The sequence below is a fragment of the Microcoleus sp. CAWBG640 genome, from assembly GCF_020883015.1.
GTDB lineage: Bacteria > Cyanobacteriota > Cyanobacteriia > Cyanobacteriales > Microcoleaceae > Microcoleus > Microcoleus anatoxicus.
Genome location: NZ_JAHRFC010000019.1, coordinates 30,283 through 54,752, shown reverse-complemented (window position 1 = coordinate 54,752; position 24,470 = coordinate 30,283). Strand labels below are relative to the sequence as shown.

Sequence of the window (24,470 nt, the reverse complement as noted above, 5' to 3'; positions counted from 1 at the left end):
CGCACCTTACTAATTGGTTATTTGTTATTTACTTTTTCAATTTCAGCCTCTTTAACTTTCACATGATGGTTGTCATTGTGTACATTGTGTAATAGCAATTCATCGTTGAATATCGGTGCAGAGATGGAAAAACCATTGCTAGTATGACTTTGAGATGCTGCTACTGCTGGCAATTTGCGCCGATTTCCCCAGAAAGCCCCCGCTGCAAAAGTCACAGAGGCGATCGCCATTCCTCCCCCTATTCCCGCCCACAAAGGCACGGGAGAACTGTTAAAACTAGCCTCTGTTGCTTTGGGAGTTACTTCCTTCTTGTCCTCAGTTTTTGACTGTTTGCTACCGCCCCGCAAAGATTGAGCGTAAAGTTGAGGTGCACGCTGAGTAACAATTAAATCTCCCTCAAACAAACCGCTCTTAATTTCTACTAAATCCCCGGAACTTTGACCGAGTGCGACTTCCATAGCTTGAAACGCATCGCCGTTTTTGACATAAACTAACTGTTTCCCGTTTGCTTCTACCACTGCTGAAACAGGAATTGCCAAAATATTTGTTGCAGTTTTGTCGGTGAAGATTTCCAACTCAGAAAACATTCCCGGCTTTAAAATTCTCTCAGGATTATCTAATAAAGCTTTTACCGGCACTGCGCGGGTTTCCCCTTCTACTATCGAGCCAATGAAGCTAATTTTTCCCCGGAAAGTACGGTTTGGCAAACTAGCAATTTTCACGGTTAATTCCTGACCATTCTTGACCCGATTCAAGTCTTTTTCATAAATATTTGCTGTGGCAAAAACGCTGCTATCGTTTAATATGCTCATCAGCGGTTTTTCAGCCGAGTTGACTGATTCGCCTAACGTGATTTCGCGATCGGCTACAGTGCCGAAAATGGGAGCAACTACGGTGACAAGTCCTTTTTCATTGGCGGCAATTCCTAGTTGTTGGAGGCGCGCTTGATAGGCTGAACTGCTGAGACGAATGCGCGTCTGAGCTACTTCTAATGCAGCTTTAGTTCGTTTGAGTTGAGCCTCGGCTTCTAACAGTTCCCGGCGGCTTAAAGCTTTGGTAAGTAGAGCTTTTGCTTCGGCAACTTTGCCTTGAGAATCGCGCAATTCGCGCATCGGGAGGTCTACTTCGGCTTGTTTAATTTCGGTTTGGGCTTTAATAACTTCGGGACGGCTTTTTGCTTTAGCAACAGTGGCTTTTGCTTCGGCTAAATGAGCTTGTGATTCCAGCATTGTTCGTCGCGGAATTGCCCCTGCCACTACCAATTCCTTGTCACGTTCAAACTGTTCTTTGGCTACAGTTAATTCCGTTTCTGCCCGTGCTATTTCTGCTTGCGATATTGCAACTTGACGCTGATAGTTTTCTTTCGCAACTTTCACAACTGAACGATTGTTTACTAACTTTTGTTCTTGTTCATATTGCTGAGTTACTGCTGTCAGTTGGCTTTTGGCTTGGGCGATTTCTGCGGAGGATATTTGCAGTTGGCGATCGTAATTTTGTTGAGCTAATTTAAAATCAGCCTGCGCCTGCTGCAAATCGCCTTCAGCTTCGGCTCGTTTTGAAACAGATTCAACACGCAGTTGCCCTAATTCCGAACTCGATAAAACAGTAATAACTTGACCTTTTGATACTTTGTCCCCCGGTTTAACTAGCAACTCAACCACAGTGCCGCTAACAGGAGCCCGAACTTCTACTTTTTGATTGGGCAGAGTTTCAATTTGTCCGGTAGTTTTAATACCCACAGCCAATCGCTGAGCTCTCACAGGTTCAACTTTGATTCCGATCCGCTTCGATGTTTCAGCATCAACAGAAATAGCAGCCGGAATTTGAGTTGTTTCGCCACTTTGGTGAAATTCATCTCCGTGTCCCGCGTGGGCGAAAACAGCGGCCGGGGAACCCACCAAAATTAGGCTTAATAAAGTTCCAAAACCACTGCTAATAATAGCAGGAGATTGAGCATATTTGTGAAATATCATCGTTGGCATTGTCCTTAAAATCGGGTTGAGTGCCACCGGTTTAGCGATTGGTATTTTTCCCAACTAAGTAAGTAAACTGAATTAACCAGATCTACTTATTAGGGTTTTCCCAGAAGCGATCGCTAAGCAATGACCAAGAGCTAAAAATGCTCTCCTCAACCTAGTCTTTCACAGTCCAATGAAATTAGGATGAAATTTCACCTCAGCAACCCAGATGCCCGCCGGCTTCTAAAATATCAATATAAGTTTTGCCTAATTTGAAGCATGGCTGGTGTAATTTTTTTTCGGTTTCTGATTGCGCTTCAATTTCCTTGGTCAATGCGCTCACTAAGTCTTCTACGGTTTCCTTAGATTGATGAGTAGTTTTTAATTCCAAGCTGTTCAAGATCATTAATTATTCCCCTGTCATGATAGCTTTTGAGTTACTTTCATACTTTAGAGGGATGCCTTTTAAATTGTCTACAGTATTTTTACGTAAAAAAAAATAACTTAGCTGTATCCAAACAGGTTGTGACCGCAATCATAGATTTAAGTGACTATTAATACAACACTTTGCGTCATTTTTTGATTGCCTCGATTGCCGGATTTTGCCAAGCAAAATTTTCCTGAACAATAGACATAGTGTGATTAATGCTATTCGTGTTCAGGCTTTTTTACTTGATAATTTAGGGAATTATGTTATTGTTTATACCACGCTTTGCGCCACTCTTTCATTTGCTCAATTTCTTGCTTTTGTGAAGTCAGAATTTCTTGGGATAATTTCTGCATTTCTGGCCGCTTAGACTTTTTCAAAGCATCTTGGGCCATCACCAAAGCTCCTTCGTGGTGGGGAATCATCCCATTCAGAAACCGCAAATCAAATTGAGCATCCGCAGCACCTAAATCCATACTCATCATCATGCTTTGCATCTGTTCGGGAGTCATGGCCATCATGTGACCCATTGGAGCGTGATAAGCCATGGGCGTATTGCTGGCTTTAGGATACCAAGTTTTTCGCCACTCTTTCATTTGATTAATTTCACGATTCTGAGCGACAATCATGTTATTTGCGAGTTTTTTCATTTCCGGGCGTTTGGATTTATTCAACACGTCTTTCGCCATGTTTACAGCACCTTGATGATGCACTGTCATCCCATCTATAAATCGCAAATCATAGTCGGCATCAGCAGGTCCTAAGTCCATGGACATACTGTGATTCATGCCACCCATTTTGTGGTCCTGCGCCACCTCTTGTTTACTGCTGGCTGGGGTGGCGGCTGTAATATTTGGGGCTTGAGTTTGACTTACAGTGTCTTTGGAACAAGCAGCCAGCACTCCAGTGCTTAGGGCTGCTGTGCAGGTGAATATTAGGGCTGTCAATCCTGTTTTTAATGGCATTGGTTTCATAAATTTTATCTTGTTAAAATTGGGATTTATATCTACTTTATCACCGAGATATGAAATTAGGATGAAAACCGAGAAAAACTTTAATCTAAAATAGACTAGACTATTATGCTAACATGAGACTGTATAATGAAATTAATTAAGATAACTAGCAAAGTGTTTTATGCTGAGGTTGAAATTATGACTCTACAGTTAAAAGTTCCCAAAATTGCTTGTTCGGCTTGTGCCAATACGATCGCACAAGCAGTCAAAACCGTCGATCCAGCCGCAGTTGTTGAGGCAGATATTAAGACGAAATTCGTGACAATTCAAACCGTGAAGCCGGAAAATGAAGTGAAAAAAGCCATCGCATCTGTTGGTTATCCAGCGCTTTAACCGCAGAATCTTATACCAATTTTAAAAAAGAATGCAACAATAGTCTTGTCCCTCCCCTTTATAAGGGGGGGTTAGGGGGGGTCAAAGATGATTGCACGATTTTAGAGAAATGGTATTAGCAACGGCCAGTTTCCTATTCCCAATTCGAGAGTGCATATATGGATAATCTCACAGTCAAACTCCAAGGCATGAGTTGTGCCTCCTGTGCCTCTTCCATTGAACAAGCAATTAAATCTGTTCCTGGTGTCATTGAGTGCAATGTCAACTTTGGCATGGAACAAGCAAGTATCCAATACGACTCCCAAAAAACTAGCTTAGCAAAAATTCAAGCAACTGTTGATGCGGCGGGATACAAAGCTTTTCCGCTTCCAGAAATATCCCAGGGCGAGGATGACACCGAGCAAGCAACTCGTCAAGCAGAATCTCAAGTTTTGCAACGTAAATTGTGGACAGCAGGTATGATTAGCCTGTTACTATTTACAGGTTCCATTCCAGCTATGACTGGTTGGCATTTGCCATTTATTCCCGGATGGTTGCACAATTTTTGGCTGCAATTAGTGCTGACAGCACCAGTCCAATTCTGGTGTGGTAACTCATTTTATATAGGAGCGTGGAAATCGCTAAAACGCCGCCTAGCCACAATGGATACCCTGATTGCTTTGGGAACCAGTTCTGCTTACTTTTATTCTGTATCTGTAACACTTTTTCCCGGATTTTTCCTAGCCCAGGGTTTGATTCCTAGCGTTTATTATGAAGTTGCAGCGAGTGTGATTGCCCTAATTTTGCTTGGTAAAACCCTAGAAAATCGGGCGAAGGGAGAGACTTCTGAGGCGATTCGGAAACTCATGGGTTTGCAAGCGAAAACGGCTCGGATTGTTCGCAACGGGCAAGAGTTGGAAGTGCCATTAGCCCAAGTGGAAATTGGCGATATCGTGCAGGTGCGGCCAGGGGAACAAATTCCCGTAGACGGAGAGGTGATTGAAGGCTATTCCACCATAGATGAAGCAATGGTAACAGGGGAAAGTTTGCCAGTCAAAAAGCAAGTCGGTGACGAAGTTATCGGCTCGACAATTAACAAAACTGGCAGCTTTAAGTTTCGCACTACTAGGATTGGTCAGGATACATTTTTAGCTCAAATTGTCAAGATGGTGCAGGATGCCCAGGGGTCTAAAGCACCGATTCAAAAGTTGGCAGATGAGGTGACTGGTTGGTTTGTTCCCGCCGTAATAGCCGTTGCTTTAGCTACTTTTATTATTTGGTTTAATGCTACGGGCAACTTGACTTTGGCAACCGTTACCATGGTGGAAGTGCTGATTATTGCCTGTCCTTGTGCTTTGGGTTTGGCAACTCCGACGGCGGTGATGGTGGGTACTGGTAAAGGTGCAGAGAATGGAGTTTTAATTAAAGGAGCTGAGAGTTTAGAACTGGCTCATAAAATTCAAGTCATTGTGTTAGATAAAACTGGGACTCTCACGGAAGGTAAGCCGACTGTCACTGATTTTGTCACAATTAAAGGAAGCGCGAACAGCAATGAATTAAAACTGCTGAAATTGGCAGCGTCTGTGGAGCGAAATTCCGAGCATCCTGTGGGTGAAGCTGTGGTGAGATATGGTGAATCTCAAGAGGTAAGTTTAACAGATGTTAAGGATTTTGAGGCGATCGCCGGAAGTGGTGTCCGGGGGGTGGTGGAGGGAAAGTCGATCGCCCTGGGAACTCTCAGATGGATGCAGGAATTAGGCTTTGATACTGAATATTTGGAACTGCGCGCCAGAGCTTGGGAATCTGCTAGTAAAACTGTGGTTTGGATGGCTGTGGAGGGCAAAATTGAGGCGATGCTGGGCATTGCTGATAGCCTCAAACCATCGTCAGCGCGGGTGGTGAAAGCACTGCAAAAACTCGGTTTAGAAGTGGTGATGCTGACAGGGGACAACCGCGCGACTGCGGAGTCCATCGCCCATGCTGTTGGGATCGATCGCATTTTTGCAGAAGTTAGACCTGACCAAAAAGCAGCTAAAATCCAAACACTGCAAGCACAAGGTAAAATTGTAGCGATGGTGGGAGATGGAATTAACGATGCTCCAGCTTTGGCCATAGCGGATGTGGGAATTGCGATCGGCACCGGGACAGATGTGGCGATCGCAGCCAGCGACATAACCCTAATTTCTGGAGACTTGCAAGGCATAGTTACAGCCATTCAACTGTCGCGCGCCACCATGCGGAACATCCGCGAAAACCTCTTTTTTGCATTTATTTACAACATCGCTGGAATTCCGATCGCAGCAGGTATTTTATATCCGATTTTTGGCTGGCTACTAAGTCCAATCATCGCTGGTGGTGCCATGGCTTTTAGTTCAGTTTCCGTCCTGACTAATGCTTTGCGGTTACGTAATTTTAAACCCAAATATATCACCTAAATTAGGAGTAATCAAAAAAATGTTGCACCCTCGTCAAATTGGGGTAACTCTCGCGAGTGTAGGAATTGCGATCGGAATGGCATCGGCAGTTCAAGCTGCCGAAATGCCTATCCAACCTTCTCATTCAACCACTAAATTTCAGACTATTGAACAGCCTTTAGGTTTAAAAGTGGGTGTCACCCTAGGTGGATTGACACTAATTGGTTTGGAGTTGTGGTGGTTTTTGTTCAGTAAAGCTAATAGATAGTTATCAACTTGCGGCAATTGTGAAGTTCCCCGCGCGAGTTTTTTTCGCAATAAATCGGTAAAATTGGATCTAGCTTAAAAAATTTGGAGTGAGCTAAATGCAATTATTACACACCATGCTCCGAGTCGGAAACTTAGAAGAGTCCCTCAAATTTTACACCGAAGTGCTGGGCATGAAAAAGCTGCGGCAAAAAGATTATCCCGACGGTAAATTTAGTCTGGCTTTTGTCGGCTACGGTGATGAATCTGACCATACAGTTTTGGAATTAACTTACAACTGGGGCGTTGAAGAGTATAATTTAGGGAATGCTTACGGTCATATTGCGATCGGCATTGATGACATTTACGGTACTTGCGATGAAATTAAAGCTCGTGGTGGTAAAGTTAGCCGCGAACCTGGCCCGATGAAACACGGTTCAACAGTCATTGCTTTTGTCGAAGATCCAGATGGATATAAAGTGGAATTAGTTCAACTAAAAAATCGATGTGACTAGGAAGAAACCGGGTTTCTGCGATAATTTTGGCATCTTCACCGAGATTGAGTGAAGAAACCCGGTTTCTGACTCGCACCCATCGCCCAACCATCCAAGAAACCGGGTTTCTGCGATAATTTTGGCATCTTTACCGAGATTTTGTGAATAAACCCGGTTTCTAAACCCCACACCATTAAATTTTATGGTTTCTTTTTCGGAACCTTTAAGACTTTATCCGCCGCCATCTTGTCAATGATTAAGTCACTGATAATTTGAGCACCGTGGGAGGTGAAATGCAAACCATCATTAACTTTTACATAGCCTCGCTTCCCAGATTTATCAGCAACTACAGGAGTAAATTGACCGCCTTCAGCAAAAGTATCCCAAGTTGAAATAAATTGAATTCTGCCTGAAACTTTACTCGCTTTTTTATAGATATCGTTCATAATTGGAAATTGATTGAGATAGAAAGACTTATTAGATATCGATTGACCCACCCAGTACACTTTCTGCACAGATGAATACTTCAATAATTCCGCATATTTATCAACTCTTTCTTGATAAGCTTTTTGCCATTCTTTAGTCATAATTACTCGGTATTTACCTTGATAATCATTGATATCTTGGGTGTCATTTCCTCCAAACAAAACTATGATTACATCTGGTTGATAATCATTGATTAGTTCGCGAGTTCTGGCATACCAATCATAATAGTCTATCCGATTTAAGCCACTAGATACTTTGTAGTCAATTTTCGTATCGGTGATATTATACTTTTCCTTTAGTGTGTACTGGAGTTGAGTTCCTAAGTCGAGCATTACGGAATCTCCAACAAATAAGAATTTGCGGTAAGGTCTAGTCAACTTGGGCTTAGCTGCGATTGTTTTTTTAGCTGGTTTCGCAGTTGTTTTTTTTGCTTTAATGGCTTGTTTTTGTTCGGTTTTGACCGCACTGTTTGCTGATTTAGATGGGGTTTTATCAAAATCGATATCTTTGATTTTGCTCCAAAAATCTTGTTCTGATTTCCTAAAACCGTCCATCTCAATCTTCCGTGCTACTTGCTTAATCTCTGGACTTGCGAAAGGAGTTGAGGAAAAACTTTTGAGAAATAAGGATAAGTTGGTAAATATTAAAGTTAGAATTACAGAAGTAGCGATTAGCAGAATTTCCCTGTCTCTCATATTTCTTAGAAATTAAAGTATATAAAAGGCGGAACGGTACTGGGTCCCAGCATCAAAATAGCATACACGAACAGGGAAACTAAGACAACCCGAAAAAAAATGTTTTTTAATGAAAATACGATCAGCAATATTTTGGCGATGCGATCGCCCCAAAAATTCATCGCGCCGATGACTGCAATGACTAAATATAATTGCCAAAAGTTAAATTGAAAACTCTTGACGGCAGAATGGATAATTCCTTGGAACACATGGATGGCTGTTTCCCAGTTGGGAGTGCCGAAAAATATCCAACTACCACTGACAAAACTAAAGGTAAATAACCAACTCAAAAATCTGGCTGTTTTCGGATATAAATAGTCAATTTTGAAGTGGATAGCTTGGGGTATATCTCGACATAAATGGTTGACAACTAATCCTAAGCCATGAATAGCCCCCCAGACAATAAAGTTTAAACCAGCGCCGTGCCAAAATCCGCCGATCGCCATTGTGCAGAATAAATTCACATATTTTCTCAATTTGCCGTGTTTATTGCCACCTAACGGGATGTAAACATAATCTCTCAGCCACTCGGAAAGACTGATGTGCCACCTTTTCCAAAATTCTTGGAGGCTTAAGGATTGGTAAGGCATATTAAAATTGACAATAGGTTTAAAACCTAGCAAACAGGAGATACCGTTGGCTAAATCTGAGTAGCCGCTGAAATCTACATAAATCAAACAGGAATAGGAAATTACGGCGAGAATTAAATCAATGCTACTATACTGTTGTGGAACTTTGAAGGGCAGTTGAGTGAAGTTAAACAAAAAGCTGGATAAAGTATATTTTTTAAACAGTCCTGACAAAATTAAAACTATAACTTCTTCGATTTTATAGTCGTATTTTTGGGGTGAATTTAGCTGGGAGTAAAATTCTGGAGCTCGCGATATGGGCCCGGAGGCAATTTGGGGGAAGTAGGTGATGTAGGTGGCGTAGTCTATAAACTTGGGACAGGAGATTTTTGTCTGGTAGCAGTCGATTAAATGGGAAATCATTCTAAATGTGTAGAATGAGACACCGACAGGGATGAGAATTTGCAATACTTGAAAACTGGCGGAGATGTTGAGTTGGTTGAGGAGGTCAAATAAAGAAGTTACGAAAAAGTTGCAATATTTAAAGATGCCGAGGTTGGCAATGTTGAAAATTAGACCGGATATTAAAGCAAGTTTTTTGTGTTTTCCGTGGCAAACAGCCCGGAGAATGATATAATTGTAGGTAGTACCTAAAATTAGCAAAAATAAAAAATCGAAGCTCCAAAAGGAATAAAATAATAAACTGGAAAGTAGGAGGACAATTTTATATAAGTCCACTTGGTGTTTTAAAGAGACGATCGCACTAAAGAGAATTAGAAAAAAAACTAAAAATTGGTAAGTGGGAAATAGCATGATTGTCAGTAAATAATAAACATTTGGGTGAACTTAATATTTTCAAAAGAAGAAGAAGCTATTTATAATAGTAAAAATCCCTGTGATTGCGAGGAACCAAAGTGCAGCCAACAGACCCTAGCAAATTTACCGATGAAGCCTGGGAATCCATTGTCAAATCCCAGGATGTAGCGCGCCGTTTTGCCAATCAGCAGCTAGAGGTTGAACATTTAGCGATCGCCATTCTAGAACAGCTTGGTTTAGCAAACACCATTCTCAGCCTGGCCGGAATAGATGTCACCCGCTTTGGGCAACAGTTAGAAGCCTTTGCCAAACGACAGCCGAGAGTTACCAACGCTGAACAACTCTACCTCGGTCGTGGCTTAGATGTGATGTTAGATGTTGCCGAAGCCACCAGAGTGACTTGGCAAGATAATTTTATCGCCATTGAACATTTATTAATTGGCTTAATAGAAGATGAACGAGTTGGTAGGCGTTTGCTGACTAGGGGCGATGGACCACCGGGACGCCCTGGTTACGATCGCAGACCGGCACCCGGTACGATCGATCGCCCAAAACTCGAAGAAGCCATCAAATCTGTCCGCGCTACTGCAAAAGTCCCAGAAAAAAATTCCGAAACCAACAAATCCAGCCTCCGCAACCCTAAAACTCCCGATCGAGATGGGGAAGCTAACTCCGACGCCCTGAGTAAATACGGCCGCGATTTAACCGAAGCTGCAAAAGCAGGCAAACTTGACCCCGTAATCGGCCGCGATGAAGAAATTCGGCGGGTAGTCCAAGTTCTTTCCCGCCGCCAAAAAAACAATCCGGTGTTAATTGGCGATCCCGGAGTCGGCAAAACAGCGATCGCCGAAGGTTTGGCCCAGCGCATTGTTAACGGCGACGTCCCCGAATCTTTGAAAAATCGCCAACTATTTAGCCTTGACATGGGCAGTTTAATTGCTGGGGCAAAATTCCGGGGCGAATTTGAAGAACGACTGCGATCGGTCCTGCGAGAAGTCATCGATTCCGACGGGCAAATAGTCCTATTTATTGACGAATTGCACACCGTTGTCGGTACTGGCGGCGGCGGTAGTTCCGGTTCAGGAATGGATGCGGGCAATTTGTTGAAACCCATGTTAGCCCGCGGCGAATTGCGCTGTATCGGCGCTACAACTCTCGACGAATTCCGCAAGCATATCGAAAAAGACCCGGCTTTGGAACGCCGTTTTCAACAAGTATTTGTCGGCGAACCCAGCGTTGAAGATACTATTTCGATTTTGCGCGGATTGAAAGACCGTTACGAACGCCACCACGGGGTAAAAATCACTGATTCGGCCTTGGTGGCTGCTGCAACTTTGTCTTTTCGCTATATTTCCGATCGCTTTTTGCCGGATAAGGCGATCGACCTGGTAGATGAAGCCGCCGCCCACTTGAAAATGGAAATTACTTCTAAACCTGTGGAATTGGAGGCGATCGACCGCCGGGTGATGCAGTTGGAAATGGAAAAATTGTCCATCGAAGGTGAGGGAAAAGGTACTCAAGCCTTGGGAATTGGCCCCCGCATCGAACGCATCAAAACTGAGATTGACATTTTGAAAGTCAAACAGGAAAAATTGTCTTCTCAGTGGTCTGGCGAAAAGCAGTTGTTGGATGCCATCAATAAATTGAAAGCAGAAGAAGACCAATTGCGAGTGCAAATAGAACAGGCAGAAAGAGCTTACGATTTGAATAAAGCAGCCCAGTTAAAGTACGGCAAATTGGAAACTGCGGTGCGCGATCGGGAAGCCAAAGAAGCCGAACTTTTGAAACAACAATCTCAAGGTTCTTCCCTACTGCGCGAAAAAGTTACTGAGGGTGATATTGCAGAAATTGTTGCCAAATGGACTGGGATTCCTGTCAACAGGTTGCTGGAATCGGAACGCCAAAAATTGCTGCAATTGGAGAAGCATTTGCACCACCGGGTAATCGGTCAACAGGAGGCTGTGACAGCCGTTGCTGCCGCCATTCGCCGAGCTCGTGCGGGGATGAAAGACCCCGGAAGGCCGATCGGCTCTTTCTTGTTCATGGGCCCGACAGGTGTCGGCAAAACTGAGTTGGCGCGGGCTTTGGCGGAGTTTTTATTTGATAGCGATGACGCGATCGTCCGCATTGATATGTCCGAATATATGGAGAAGCAAAACGTTTCTCGGTTAGTAGGAGCTCCCCCCGGATATGTCGGTTACGATGAAGGGGGACAACTTTCCGAAGCAGTCCGGAGACATCCTTATTCGGTGGTGTTATTTGATGAAGTGGAAAAGGCACACCCGGATGTATTTAACATTTTGCTGCAAGTGTTGGATGATGGCAGAATCACAGATTCTCAAGGTCGATTGGTGGACTTTAGAAATACCGTGATTGTGATGACTAGCAATATCGGTAGCGACCACATTTTAGAAGTCTTTTCTAAGAAGGGAAAAACACCTAAAAAAACTACTGTTCGCAAGCAGGAAGTCCCTGATTTTTCCAGTCAAAAGACCAACTATAAAGTTGATGATGATGGTACGGTTGAAATTTCGGCTTCGCGAGTTTCTGATGTTGTGAATCCTCCCATTTCTCAGGAACCTGAAAGTTTACCTGTTTCTGAACGGGAGACTGATGAAGAGTACGAACAAATGTTAAAACGGGTGATGAATGCGTTGCGATCGCACTTCCGGCCGGAATTTCTAAATCGGGTGGATGAGACAATTTTGTTCCACACTTTGAGCAAAACTGAACTCCGCCAAATTGTCACTATTCAAGTCAAGCGAATTGAACGGTTGTTGGCGGAACAAAAGATTACCTTGGAACTGTCGGATGCTGCCAAAAACCATATCACAGATGTTGGTTACGACCCAGTTTATGGTGCTCGTCCTTTGAAACGGGCTATTCAGCGGGAGTTGGAAAACCCGCTGGCTAATAAGATTCTGGAAAATGCTTTTGTGGAGGGTGATACAATTGCGATCGATTGTGAAAATAATAGTTTGCAATTTCGCAAAATAGAGTCTCGTCCGGCCTTAGTTGGTAACAGTTTGTAGCTTGGTTAGGAACAGGCAAAAAAGCCTGTTCCCCAAATGATTTCAGGACTTATACCAATTTCATAAATATTTGCTACAGATGCCGTTCAAAGCCCCCCCTTACTAAGGGGGGGTTGGGGGGGTAGTTATGTCGCACTACTTTATGAAATTGGTATTACCTATTATTGAAAATGGTTCAAATTAGGAATTGGACATGGTGCTGCTACCATAGGCATCCAGGCTGTAGGCGGGAACGCGAAGGCTGTAATCAATCTCTGTTCCGGTGACGGTTACAGCCAATTTTTCAAAAGATTCTGAGTTCCAATTGCGATCGTGGATGGGCTTGGACTGTTCGCCCAGGAAGTATGCTTGAGTGCCAATTACTGAGGCTGCTACCCAACCGACGATTAAAAGGGCGATTACGATAGTCATGGCGGCTTTTCCTTAAGTTTTGTTGCTTTATGTAAACAAATGTAACAAATGTTTGCAGAGGATGTCAAGATAGTGTATTGTCGTGCCAACCGTCCAATAGGTACGGAATGCCACACCTAATGCTTCCAACCGCCGACATCTAGTAATTTCAGATGGAGAGAGACGGAGGGAGATGGGGGTAAATTAGCTATAACTAGCAGTAGGCATTTCGATTGTTGACAATATTGATGCCGAAGGAAAAGTTACCAGCAAACAGATTAGGACTTGATTTCAGGATAGGATATATCGCAGATTAGCCAAGTTTTTTGTTAATAATTTATAAGTTTCGCCTTCATAAACCATCGTGAACGACTCAGCCTTTAGTATGAGAAAGTGCTAGGGTGTTATGAGTTATAATCAACAAGTTTGGATTTGAAAAATAGCAAGTATTACAGGATTTATCAACCTGTCGATCGATTTGAGCGCGCATCAGTGTCTGAGCGGTTCCTGAAACCAAAAAATCTCGATCGCCAATGAAATCTGATTGCTATCACAATTCCCTCTACCCTCTTCCTTCTTCCCCAGGATAATTATGCAAAACTCAATCTTAAATGACGACCCTTTGTGGTTCAAAGATGCGATCATTTACGAAGTACCAATTCGCGCTTTTGCCGACAGCAATGGTGATGGTATCGGCGACTTTCGTGGGTTAACTGAAAAACTGGATTACCTGAAAAACTTGGGAGTAACAGCAATTTGGGTACTGCCCTTTTTTCCCTCCCCGCTCCGAGATGATGGCTACGATACTTCCGATTATATGAGTGTCAACCCGATTTATGGCACTTTAGAAGACTTTAAACATCTTTTAGAAGAAGCCCACCTGCGGGGAATTAGAGTTATTATTGAGTTAATTGTCAACCACACTTCAGACCAACACGCTTGGTTTCAGAAAGCGCGACGTGCTCCTAAAGGTAGCAAAGAAAGAGAATTTTATGTATGGAGCGATACGCCAGAAAAATATCAAGATGCTCGGATTATTTTCCAGGATTTTGAAACTTCTAATTGGGCTTGGGATGCCGTAGCAAAAGCTTATTATTGGCATCGTTTTTATTCCCACCAACCAGACTTGAATTATGACAATCCAGCGGTGCGTCTCGCCATATTAGATGTGGTAGATTTTTGGTTAGCAATGGGAGTGGATGGACTGCGAATGGATGCGGTGCCTTACTTGTACGAGCGCGAAGGTACTAACTGTGAAAACTTGTCAGAAACTCACTTATTTCTGAAACAGTTGCGGAAGCACGTAGATGAGAAATTCCCCAACCGAATGCTGCTAGCTGAGGCGAATCAGTGGCCGGAGGATGCGGTTGAATATTACGCGGATGGGGATGAATGTCACATGAATTTTCATTTCCCGCTGATGCCGCGCTTGTTCATGTCTGTACACATGGAAGATAGCTTTCCGATTATTGATATTCTCCAGCAAACTCCCCAGATTCCTAATAACTGTCAGTGGGCATTGTTTTTGCGAAATCATGACGAACTGACGCTGGAAATGGTGAGTGATGAAGACCGAGATTATATGTACCGAGTTTACGCTCAAGATACCCAGGCGAGGATTAATTTGGGTATCCGCCGTCGCTTGGCTCCACTGATGGGAAATAATCGCCGCCGGATTGAGTTGATGAATGCTTTGCTGCTTTCTCTTCCGGGTACGCCTGTGCTTTACTATGGCGATGAAATTGGGATGGGTGACAATATTTATTTGGGCGATCGCAACGGCGTGAGAACTCCGATGCAGTGGAGTGGCGATCGCAATGCCGGTTTCAGTCGTGCTAACCAGCAACGGCTATACGCACCGCCAATTGTTGACCCTGAATATCACTACGAATCTGTGAATGTGGAGGCGCAACGCTCTAATCCAAATTCTCTTTGGTGGTGGATGAAACGCCTCATAGCTATTCGCCAACGATTCCAAGCATTCGGCCGCGGAACTTGCGAATTTCTTTACCCGGAAAACCGCAAAGTTTTAGCTTTTGTGCGTACTTATCAAGACGAACACGTTTTAGTAGTAGCGAATTTGTCCCGCTTCGTACAGACGGCAGAATTAGACCTTTCGCCCTTCAAAGGTGCTATTCCGGTGGAGATTTTTGGTCGGACAGAGTTTCCGGCTGTGGGCGATTCGGCTTACTTTTTGAGTTTGAGTCCTCACTCGTTTTATTGGTTTACCCTTACTGTCAAAACCGAAGAATTTTCCCTACACTTACCTCAAACGGAACTGCCGACATTAGGTATCCCAGGCAACTGGAAAACAGCTTTTGCTACCAGTAAATTGAGAGAAGGACTGGTTCCTATTTTGCCTGATTACTTGCGCTCTAGTCCTTGGTTTATAGGTAGGGATAGGACGATTCAATCTTTGCAAATAGATGAAATTGTGCCTGTTGAATGTAAAAAATCTTCGGGATTAGAAGCAACAGTATACATTTTACTTTTGCAGTTAAATTATACTGAAGGGATGGCCGAAACTTACGTTTTGCCTGTAGGTTGGGAAGAGATTCAAGGTGATGTGGACGAACGGGCGATCGCCAGGATTCAATTTTTAGAAAAAGACGAAGTTGGGGTACTATTTGATGCAGCAACTAACAAAGCTTTTCTCAGTGCTATGCTAGAGGCGATCGCCCATTCTGGTAATTACAAAGGTGCCACGGGTAAAGTGCTAGGAATTCCAGACAATGCACTCACCTCTGAACCAGATTTGTCAAAGCTAGAACCTCATGTATTCAAAAAAGAACATAGCAATACATCCGCAGGTTACGGCGATCGCTTTGCGTTCAAACTCTTGCGAAAAGTTGAAGAAGGTATCAACCCAGAATTAGAAATCGGACGCTTTTTAACCGATCGCAACTTGATTCAACACTTTGCTCCCATTGCCGGATATTTGGAATATCAGGCGGAAGGGAAACCAGTAATGACAATGGGTATCTTGCAAAAATTCGTCCCCGATAGCAGGGATGCCTGGTCCTATACCTTAGACACATTGCGCGACTATTTCGAGCAAGTAATGGCAGTAGAAGCCAAGTATGCAGCAGAAAATTTATCTACGGACCCCGAAAATTATTTACCCAATGCCAACACCTCACGAATGCAGCGGAATTCAAACTCGTTAGTATCCGACTTATCCCTAGCAGTTCCCGAATTAGCTCGCGAACTAATCGGTTCCTATTTAGCCTCCGCCGAACTTTTAGGACAGCGGACAGCCGAACTTCACCTAGCTTTAGCTTCCGATGCACAAAATCCTGATTTTGCTCCAGAAAATTTCACTTCATTTTACCAACGTTCCATCTATCAACAGATGAGAAATTTAGCAGGAAGGACTTTGCTGCTACTGAAAAAACGGCTGTCCCAACTGCCACCGGAAACCCAAAAATTGGGACAAACTCTGCTAAATCGGGAAGACTTGCTGATGGAACGTTTCAAATCTATTTTGAACTTGAAAATCACGGCAGAGCGAATTCGCTGTCATGGGGACTTTCATTTAGGAAAAGTTCTGTATACAGGCAAAGAGTTTGTGATTATTAATTTTGGAGGAGAAAGAAATCGACCCTTAAGTGAGAGGCGGATGAAGCGATCGCCCCTGCGAGATGTGGCGGGAATGCTACAATCTTTCAACTATGCTGTTAGTTTGGGACTCCGCAATGAAGTAGAAAGTGGGATGATTCGTCCTGAAAATTTATCGGAGATGCAGCAGTGGGCTAAGGTTTGGGATCGTTGGGTTAGCCTGACTTTTCTCAACAGTTATTTGCAGAAAGCAGCGGATGCAAATTTCTTGCCAAAATCCATCCCGGAAATACAAGTTTTGCTGGATGCTTACATCTTAGAAAAAACGGTTTCTGAGCTGGTGTATGAACTTAATTACCGCGTGGATTGGGTAGAAGTTCCGCTTCAGCGGATGCTACAATTGCTGGAACGTTGACAGTTGAATTCTTCCTGAATATCCCTCATCCTCCCTTGGGGGCAGGGGTGTTTCATTCTCCAGAAAACGATGATTCTGTAAGGGTAGTGCTCCGGTGCCTACCCCCCTTACTTCAAATCCGGTAGCACGGGAATTATTGATCTCTGTTATCTCCCTCTGTGTTCTCTGCGTTCTCTGTGGTTAAATCATTCCGATCCAACGGTCAACGATATTACTTCAAATAAAGAGATGTTTGATACAAAACTTGTTCTTGATGAGTTAACAAAGTGCAGTCAGAAAGCGGGTAAGCTACACAAGTAACAGCGTAGCCAGCTTGCAATTCTGAGGACTTCAAAAACTTTTGTTCGCTTTGGTCGATTTCGCCACTAAGCAGCTTGACAACGCAGGCAGAACACTCTCCTTGCTTGCATCCATTGGGCAAGCGAATGCCGGCATCTTCTGCCATATCTAAGATATACTGGTCGTCTGGTACGGCGATCGTGCGATCGAGCGCTAGTTCCTGATTTACAAACCGAACTTGATAAACTGCCATTTTTTCCTCTGTATTCGCGAAAGGGCTGGTTTAGTATGCTGTTAGTTCTAGCAAAAATTTCGGGTAAAACCCGCCCCTAGAACTAGAAAAGGCGGGTTTATGATGGTGTTATTTTTACTACAGTAAATGTGTATATCTAAACAAGTGCCTGTTGATAGTCAAGATTTTCATCGAGATAAATAGCTCGAATATCATCGGGCAAATTTGATTCCAGAGTTTGATATCCTTTTTGCAGTAAAGCCCTTACCTGAGCCGGCGAAATAGCTTCACCTTCTGCTTGTAAATAAGCAGCAATTCTGGTTTCGCTCCAGCGGAAAGTCTGAGCCATCAACACAACTAAACGTGGTAGGGGTGCTAACAATTCTAAGGCTTGTTTGAGGTAACACCAGAGAGGAGGTGGAGCGGATTGCAAAGAATAATGAATCGTCTCAACAGGAGGCAATTCGGCTTGATTTATGCAGATAGCGGTGACATTAATGAGCCAGTTTTGCAGACTGAGATTGTCGCCATCAGACTCTTGGATTTCCCGGCGCAAATCGAGGCCTCGGAGTTCGTGATAGATGTGCAGCCAAGTGTGGGCGAATAGGTAATCTCCTTGGACAGGCGATCGCACAGAATGGCGAATTAGGGAATGTACTATTTGAGCGTAGCGGCAAAAAATTGCCGTAAAGAACTTACCCTGATCGGGATGATTTTGAAACAGGGTCAATAATTGGCGATCGCTGTGATGGAACAGGGATTTGACCACAGGATGGTTGAATTCGGAAAAATTAGGTGTTTGCACAATTGTTTTGGTAATATATGCTGGTGCAGCACGATTTTACAACACGATATACATTTAATGCAAGTGCCTTAAATTATTGCATTAAAATATTGTTGATATTTAAGTCAATTAGTTATATAATTAAGTTGTAGGCAAGGCTGAATAAATTTCAATTAGTATATTTTAATTGTATTTATGTAGCGCCGAAAAACTTTTATTAATGGTAAAGTTATTGTATGTCTAGCATTAATACTGGTATAGAATGGACCGATCGGACCTGGAATCCAACAACTGGCTGCGATAAAGTCAGTCCAGGTTGCGCGCATTGTTATGCGGAAGCATTAACAAAGCGATTCCATACTAATTTTCCTAACGGCTTTGATTTAACACTGCATCGCGATCGATTGCAAGAACCAAAACGCTGGCGAAAATCGAGCCGGATTTTCGTAAATTCCATGAGCGATTTATTTCACGAAGAAGTGCCAATTTCATTTTTAAAAGAAGTTTTTGAAGTGATTCGAGAAACACCTTGGCACGTATATCAAATTCTGACCAAAAGACACGATCGCCTTCGCGAACTAGCAGATGAACTAGAATGGCATGATAATATTTGGATGGGAGTTTCTGTTGAAAATCAAAAATATGTTAACAGGATTGATTGTTTGCGGCAAGTACCTGCAAAGGTCAGATTTCTATCCTGCGAACCGCTTTTAGGTGCTTTAGAACTCGATTTAACAGACATTAATTGGGTAATTGTTGGGGGAGAATCGGGACAAAAACACCGTCCGATGAAATCAGAATGGGTTGAGAGTATCCGACAACAGTGTAAAGATGCTGAAGTCGCGTTTTTCTTCAAGCAATGGGGAGGTAGAACACCTAAAGCTGCTGGGAGACTTCTTGATGATAAAATTTGGGATGAAATGCCAGAAGCATGGGAAAAACACCAAAAGAAATGGAATCGATACACTTTGAGTGGGAGTCGCAACTCAAATAAAGTAGTAATACCTACTTTGGTAAAAATGTAACTTTCGCCTGCTCTCCAAAGGTAATTTCTCCTTTGTACTTTCTTCGTTTACTCGCAGGTGGATCTACTATAATTTTACCTTGTTGTTCTAGTTTCCGCAGAGCTTCCTTGTAATTTTTACTAATGTAACGCTTGCCAACATGATGCTGATTATAAATTGCTTCCATCGTCAGTGTTTGACCAGCAAATTCATGAAGTAGCGTATTTTCAAGGTCATCAAGGGGTTGAGAATCAAAGAGTGAAAGCTGAATCGGTGCCTGACTCTGATTGTATTCAAAAGAGGGTACTCCTTGAGTAAAAATGGAGCTTTTTTTAGCCATAATGTCTTTCATGATTGAGTGACTTAATTTATCCTTAGATACAAAAATAAGATAATGGCTAGTACGGCTACCACTAACATTTTTGAAGCAGAAATCTTGAACGTGAGACCCTCCAACATCTTTTAAAGCTTGACAAATAGCATTAACAATGATTGACTCTCTTTGTTCGGGTGGCATTTTTAGTTCTGTCCGAAGGGAATCTACTCTATCCTTGCCAAAGAGAGAGTTCATGTGTTCCTTTACTTTTGGGTTATTTAACCCCGGATTAATTCTGTTATAGTTAAAGAAGAATATACAATCACAACCCCAACCTTTAATGATAGACCCAATAAGTTTTAGAGACAAGCCTTTGTAACCCCAAGGGTCAATGAAAAATAGTGTAGGAACATTATTGATTTTTTTGATTTCTTGAATGATTTCCTCTCCAACCTCCTTATTCAAAACTATTGGTTTATGCTTTAATTTTCCTAGATCTGGAATTGATTCTATAGCCTGCTGAAGAGATCGAGTATTATTTGAGTCCTTATCATTAAATAACGTTACTAACATTTGTGACATATCTGGATTGGCAATAGCACGTTCCAATATCAGTAATGGAGTAGACTTAGAACCGTCTTTATAAGAACCAGGGCCAGAAAATAAATCGACGTAGGCAATATTTGTTTTTCTGTTTTTGGCTTGACGAATCATTACATTTGCCCAAGCCCTAAAGTATTTAGCAACTATTTCTGATTTCACTAAAGAATTATCTCTGGATTCATCAAAAAAAGAATTATCAGCCATGACTGTTACCTCTAGACTCTAGTTCATTTTACTATTGTTACATATTACCATAACCTCCACCCCCAGGAGTCTCAATGACAAAAACATCCCCAGCCTGCATTTCCACAGTCGCCGTACTCCCCAACTCCTCAACTTTCCCATCAATCCTTTCCACATAATTCCGTCCCAAAACACCGTTTTCTCCCCCATTCAAACCGCAGGGAAAAATCACCCGCCTCCCCGATAAAATCCCCGCCGTCATCGCCTCCCGAAACCGCACTCGCCGCACCACACCATTCCCGCCGCGATGACATCCATTGCCGCCACTATTAGCCCGAATAGCAAAACTTTCTAACAGTACCGGAAAGCGCCATTCCAACACTTCTGGATCGGTTAAACGGGAATTAGTCATGTGAGTTTGCACCGCATCAGTACCATCAAAATCTGCACCAGCGCCAGAACCACCGCAAATTGTTTCATAATATTGATAGCGCTGATTTCCAAAGGTAAAATTATTCATAGTTCCCTGGGAAGCCGCCATCACTCCCAACGCACAATACAAAGCATCGGTAATATTTTGGGAAGTTTCCACATTACCTGCAACTACCGCCGCCGGATAGCGCGGATTCAGCATACAACCTACGGGATTGATGATTTCTAGAGGTTTTAAACAGCCTGCATTCAGAGGAATATCGTCATCTACTAAGGTGCGAAAAACATACAAAACAGCGGCTTTACACACTGCTGCGGGAGCATTAAAGTTGTTGATTTGTTGAGGAGAAGTACCAGTAAAATCTATTTTGGCACTGCGGGCTGATTTGTCAATAGTGATGGCTACTTTAATCTGTCCGCCACTATCCATCCCATAGGTAAATTCGCCATCTTGCAACACATCAATTACCCTGCGTACCGACTCCTCAGCATTGTCTTGGACGAAGCCCATATAAGCTTGCACTGTTTCCAATCTGTAATGTTCTACCATTTTGATAAGTTCTTCAGTACCGCGTTTGTTAGCGGCAATCTGTGCTTGCAAATCGGCTATATTTTGAGTGGGATTGCGCACAGGAAAATTACCAGTTGTTATAATTTCTAGTAATTGTGCTTCTTGGAATTTCCCCTCCTTTACTAGCTGAAAATTGTCCAGCAATACGCCTTCTTCAGTTACTATCGTACTGTTAGGAGGCATGGAACCGGGAGTGATGCCGCCAATATCGGCATGATGTCCTCGCGAGGCTACATAGAATAGAGGCAGAGAATTAGTATTATCAAATACTGGGGTAATAACGGTGATATCTGGCAAGTGCGTGCCACCGTTGTAGGGATTGTTCGACACATAAACATCTCCCGGTTTAAGAGTAGCATTTTTTGCGCAAATTAAAGCTGAAATACTTTCGCTCATCGATCCGAGATGGACGGGAATGTGGGGGGCGTTGGCTACTAATTGCCCGTTTTGGTCGAAGATGGCGCAGGAAAAATCGAGGCGTTCTTTGATGTTAACTGATGAAGATGTATTTTGTAAAGTGATGCCCATTTCTTCGGCGATCGCCCTAAACAGATTATTAAAGATTTCCAGCAACACCGGATCTGCTTCAACCGTAGATAAACGGGGACGATCTGGGTTTATTTGGCTGCATCTGCGGTTCAAAATGAGATCGTTTCTGGAAGTTAATTCCGCTTCCCATCCCGGTTCAATGACATTGGTTCCCGTGGGTTCGACAATCAAGGCTGGGCCAGTAATGCAGTCGTGCGATCGCAAATTCTCCCTTTTATACACAGGAGTTTCCCGCCAGCCACCAGCCACATACATTTCGACTGTTGAAATTGGTTGCACCGCTAAGATGCCTGTGTCACAATCAGAGGCAATTATTGACCTATCCGGCACATCCATTGTTTCTACAACTTCCACCGCAACTGCTTCCACAATCAGCGCTTTTTCTGGCATAATAAAACTGTAACGCTGTCGGTGGACTGCTTCAAATTCAGCCTGCATTATCTCAATAGTGGGAGCGAAATTTACTGGTAAAACCGAATCGCTTCCCTGATATTTTAAGTGCAGCTTGCTAATAACTAAAACCTCTGCCTTTTCCTCTGCCACTTCGGCGCTGCTGCGGTTCAATTCCCTCCTTCCTTCAGCCTCCAATTCTGCCAAAATAGGCTGCAAATCATTAATTAAATCGAGACTTAATTGTTGCTCGATCGCCCTTTCGCGCATAGCCCGCACATCAGCCAAACCCATACCATAGGCGGATAACACCCCCGCATAGGGGTGAATAAATACCCGTTTCATACCCAAAGCATCGGCGATCGCACAAGCGTGTTGGCCCCCCGCACCGCCGAAACAGCACAATGTATATTCCGAAACATCATAACCGCGCTGAAGCGAGATTTTTTTCACCGCATTAGCCATCTTTTCCACGGCGATCGCCAAAAAACCCTCCGCCACCTGTTCCGGTGTCCTCTCGCCCCCAATTTCCGTCGCTAATTGCACAAATTTTAGCCTGACAACATCAGAGGCGATCGGCAAATCTGCATCCAATCCAAAAACTTTCGGGAAAAAATCCGGCTGAATTTTGCCCAACATCACATTGCAATCAGTCACCGTCAAAGGGCCACCTTTCCGATAGCAAACAGGCCCAGGATTCGCCCCCGCAGAAGCAGGCCCAACGCGGTAACGGGCGCCATCAAAAAATACAATGGAACCACCGCCGGCTGCTACAGTATGAATTGCCATCACGGGCGATCGCAATCTGACACCAGCAATCTCTGTCTCAAATTCTCGTTCATATTCCCCATTAAAATGGGCAACATCCGTAGAAGTTCCGCCCATATCAAAGGTAATAATTTTATCAAAACCAGCGAGTTTACTGGTTTTAACTGCGCCGACAATTCCCCCAGCCGGGCCAGATAAAATACTGTTTTTTCCTTGAAATTGGGCGGCATCAACTAAGCCGCCATTCGACTGCATAAACATTAATTTAGGGAATGGGGAATTGGGCATTGGGCTACTATTTCCTGACCCCCCCCTGCCCCCCCCTAGGGGGGAATCGGAAGAAGGGGAGGGGGAATTGGGCATTGGGCTACTATTTCCTGACCCCCCCCTGCCCCCCCCTAGGGGGGAATCGGAAGAAGGGAATGGGGAATTGGGAGTTGGGCTACTATTTCCTGACCCCCCCCTGCCCCCCCCTAGGGGGGAATCGGAAGAAGGGGAGGGGGAATTGGGAGTTGGGCTACTATTTCCTGACCCCCCCCAGCCCCCCCCTAGGGGGGAATCGGAAGAAGGGAATGGGGAATTGGGCATTGGGCTACTATTTCCTGACCCCCCCCTGCCCCCCCCTAGGGGGGAATCGGAAGAAGGGGAGGGGGAATGGGAAGGGAGTTCCTCGTTCCCAGGCTCTGCCTGGGAACGCAGATCCAGAGGCTCTGCCTCGATCAATTCATTGGTTACTTGTTCGACATAGCGGCGTAAAATGGGAGATAAATAAGCATCGACAACCGCAGTATCTCCCCGCGAAACTAATTTCATCAGCGGGCTAACTTCGTGAGATACTGATATTTGGGTAAAGCCAATTTGCTTGGCAATTTCAGCCACTTGTTGTTCGTGTTCCCAGTAACGGTAGCCGTGCATAAATACGATCGCACAACTGCGAATTCCATCATCATAGGCTTGCTGCAAAGATGGGATAAAATCGAAATTAACAGCAATTAACTCCTCACCTGTGGCGCTGTAGCGTTCAGTAACTTCGATCGCTCGATCGTACAACATTTCCGGCAGCACAATCTGACGCGCGAAGATATTCGGGCGGTTTTGGTAGCCAATTCTCAGCGCATCGCCAAAACCTTTAGTAATTAACAGCAGCGTGCGATCGCCCTTTCGTTCCAGCAAAGCATTTGTCGCCACCGTCGTCCCCATTTTAATCGCTGCAATTGCGGCCGCGGGAATCGGAACATCTGTCGGAATTCCCAAAATATCCCGAATTCCTTGAACTGCGGCATCTGTGTAGCGATCGGGATTTTCCGATAGCAACTTGTGAATAATTAGTTTACCATCAGGATTTTTAGCTACAATATCAGTAAAAGTACCGCCGCGATCGATCCAAAATTGCCAGCTTTGGCGATCGACAAAATCAGCATTCATAATTTTTTCCTCAACTATACTATGAGAATAAATTAAAATTATTCAACAAAATTACCAGCAAGTCAATTCA

The 24,470-nt window shown here is 43.7% G+C and carries 17 protein-coding genes; 7 read left to right on the top strand and 10 right to left on the bottom strand.

Translation table 11 applies throughout. From position 1 onward, the window contains the following. Positions 1-17: 17 nt before the first annotated feature. From AAFP11_RS12300 to AAFP11_RS12290, 3 genes are all read right to left on the bottom strand, one after another. Positions 18-1,973, bottom strand: a complete 1,956-nt coding sequence (locus tag AAFP11_RS12300; protein WP_341737333.1) for an efflux RND transporter periplasmic adaptor subunit — start codon at positions 1,971-1,973, stop codon at positions 18-20. Between the two features lie 202 nt (positions 1,974-2,175). Beyond that, on the bottom strand, positions 2,176-2,364 hold the full coding sequence (locus tag AAFP11_RS12295) for a hypothetical protein (RefSeq protein WP_341737332.1): 189 nt from the start codon (positions 2,362-2,364) through the stop codon (positions 2,176-2,178). Between the two features lie 287 nt (positions 2,365-2,651). Then, on the bottom strand, positions 2,652-3,359 hold the full coding sequence (locus AAFP11_RS12290) for a DUF305 domain-containing protein (protein WP_341737331.1): 708 nt from the start codon (positions 3,357-3,359) through the stop codon (positions 2,652-2,654). A 126-nt stretch (positions 3,360-3,485) separates the two neighbouring features. Between AAFP11_RS12290 and AAFP11_RS12285 the strand changes: the two genes are divergently transcribed. The 4 genes from AAFP11_RS12285 to gloA all read left to right on the top strand — a co-directional run bounded on the left by AAFP11_RS12285 (position 3,486) and on the right by gloA (position 6,885). Then, positions 3,486-3,731 (top strand): heavy-metal-associated domain-containing protein, encoded by a 246-nt coding sequence (locus AAFP11_RS12285; protein WP_341737330.1) that lies wholly within the window; start codon positions 3,486-3,488, stop codon positions 3,729-3,731. Positions 3,732-3,889: 158 nt separating this feature from the next. Continuing rightward, positions 3,890-6,145, top strand: a complete 2,256-nt coding sequence (locus AAFP11_RS12280) for a heavy metal translocating P-type ATPase (protein WP_341737329.1) — start codon at positions 3,890-3,892, stop codon at positions 6,143-6,145. Between the two features lie 19 nt (positions 6,146-6,164). After that, the gene (locus AAFP11_RS12275; RefSeq protein WP_341737371.1) at positions 6,165-6,392 is read left to right on the top strand and encodes a hypothetical protein; all 228 of its coding nucleotides are present in this window, start codon (positions 6,165-6,167) and stop codon (positions 6,390-6,392) included. A 97-nt stretch (positions 6,393-6,489) separates the two neighbouring features. Beyond that, positions 6,490-6,885 (top strand): lactoylglutathione lyase, encoded by a 396-nt coding sequence (gene gloA / locus AAFP11_RS12270; RefSeq protein ID WP_341737328.1) that lies wholly within the window; start codon positions 6,490-6,492, stop codon positions 6,883-6,885. A gap of 179 nt (positions 6,886-7,064) precedes the next feature. On the opposite strand, the gene AAFP11_RS12265 is transcribed toward gloA, so the two are convergent. Next, entirely contained in the window at positions 7,065-8,045 is a 981-nt protein-coding gene (locus tag AAFP11_RS12265; RefSeq protein WP_341737327.1) for a DUF459 domain-containing protein, read from the bottom strand. 5 nt (positions 8,046-8,050) lie between these two features. After that, positions 8,051-9,466 (bottom strand): MBOAT family O-acyltransferase, encoded by a 1,416-nt coding sequence (locus tag AAFP11_RS12260; RefSeq protein ID WP_341737326.1) that lies wholly within the window; start codon positions 9,464-9,466, stop codon positions 8,051-8,053. A 101-nt stretch (positions 9,467-9,567) separates the two neighbouring features. On the opposite strand from AAFP11_RS12260, the gene AAFP11_RS12255 reads away from it, so the two are divergent. Further along, positions 9,568-12,501, top strand: a complete 2,934-nt coding sequence (locus AAFP11_RS12255; RefSeq protein ID WP_341737325.1) for an AAA family ATPase — start codon at positions 9,568-9,570, stop codon at positions 12,499-12,501. 180 nt (positions 12,502-12,681) lie between these two features. On the opposite strand, the gene AAFP11_RS12250 is transcribed toward AAFP11_RS12255, so the two are convergent. After that, positions 12,682-12,912 (bottom strand): hypothetical protein, encoded by a 231-nt coding sequence (locus AAFP11_RS12250; RefSeq protein WP_341737324.1) that lies wholly within the window; start codon positions 12,910-12,912, stop codon positions 12,682-12,684. A gap of 571 nt (positions 12,913-13,483) precedes the next feature. Between AAFP11_RS12250 and treS the strand changes: the two genes are divergently transcribed. Then, on the top strand, positions 13,484-16,864 hold the full coding sequence (treS, locus tag AAFP11_RS12245) for a maltose alpha-D-glucosyltransferase (protein WP_341737323.1): 3,381 nt from the start codon (positions 13,484-13,486) through the stop codon (positions 16,862-16,864). Between the two features lie 211 nt (positions 16,865-17,075). Here treS and AAFP11_RS12240 read toward each other — a convergent pair whose 3' ends face one another. Next, positions 17,076-17,396: a 2Fe-2S iron-sulfur cluster-binding protein gene (locus AAFP11_RS12240; RefSeq protein ID WP_341737322.1), complete on the bottom strand. Its 321-nt coding sequence runs from the start codon at positions 17,394-17,396 to the stop codon at positions 17,076-17,078. Positions 17,397-17,532: 136 nt separating this feature from the next. Next, positions 17,533-18,180: a sigma-70 family RNA polymerase sigma factor gene (locus tag AAFP11_RS12235; protein ID WP_341737321.1), complete on the bottom strand. Its 648-nt coding sequence runs from the start codon at positions 18,178-18,180 to the stop codon at positions 17,533-17,535. Between the two features lie 215 nt (positions 18,181-18,395). On the opposite strand from AAFP11_RS12235, the gene AAFP11_RS12230 reads away from it, so the two are divergent. After that, positions 18,396-19,184, top strand: coding sequence for a phage Gp37/Gp68 family protein (locus AAFP11_RS12230; RefSeq protein WP_341737320.1), 789 nt, complete (start codon positions 18,396-18,398; stop codon positions 19,182-19,184). On the opposite strand, the gene AAFP11_RS12225 is transcribed toward AAFP11_RS12230, so the two are convergent. Together AAFP11_RS12225 and AAFP11_RS12220 are read right to left on the bottom strand one after the other, a co-directional pair. After that, the gene (locus AAFP11_RS12225; protein ID WP_341737319.1) at positions 19,165-20,286 is read right to left on the bottom strand and encodes a three-Cys-motif partner protein TcmP; all 1,122 of its coding nucleotides are present in this window, start codon (positions 20,284-20,286) and stop codon (positions 19,165-19,167) included. The genes AAFP11_RS12230 and AAFP11_RS12225 overlap by 20 nt on opposite strands. Positions 20,287-20,323: 37 nt before the next feature. Continuing rightward, a complete protein-coding gene (locus tag AAFP11_RS12220; protein WP_341737318.1) occupies positions 20,324-24,400 on the bottom strand; it encodes a hydantoinase B/oxoprolinase family protein in 4,077 nt (1,358 codons plus the stop codon). Positions 24,401-24,470 lie beyond the last annotated feature (70 nt).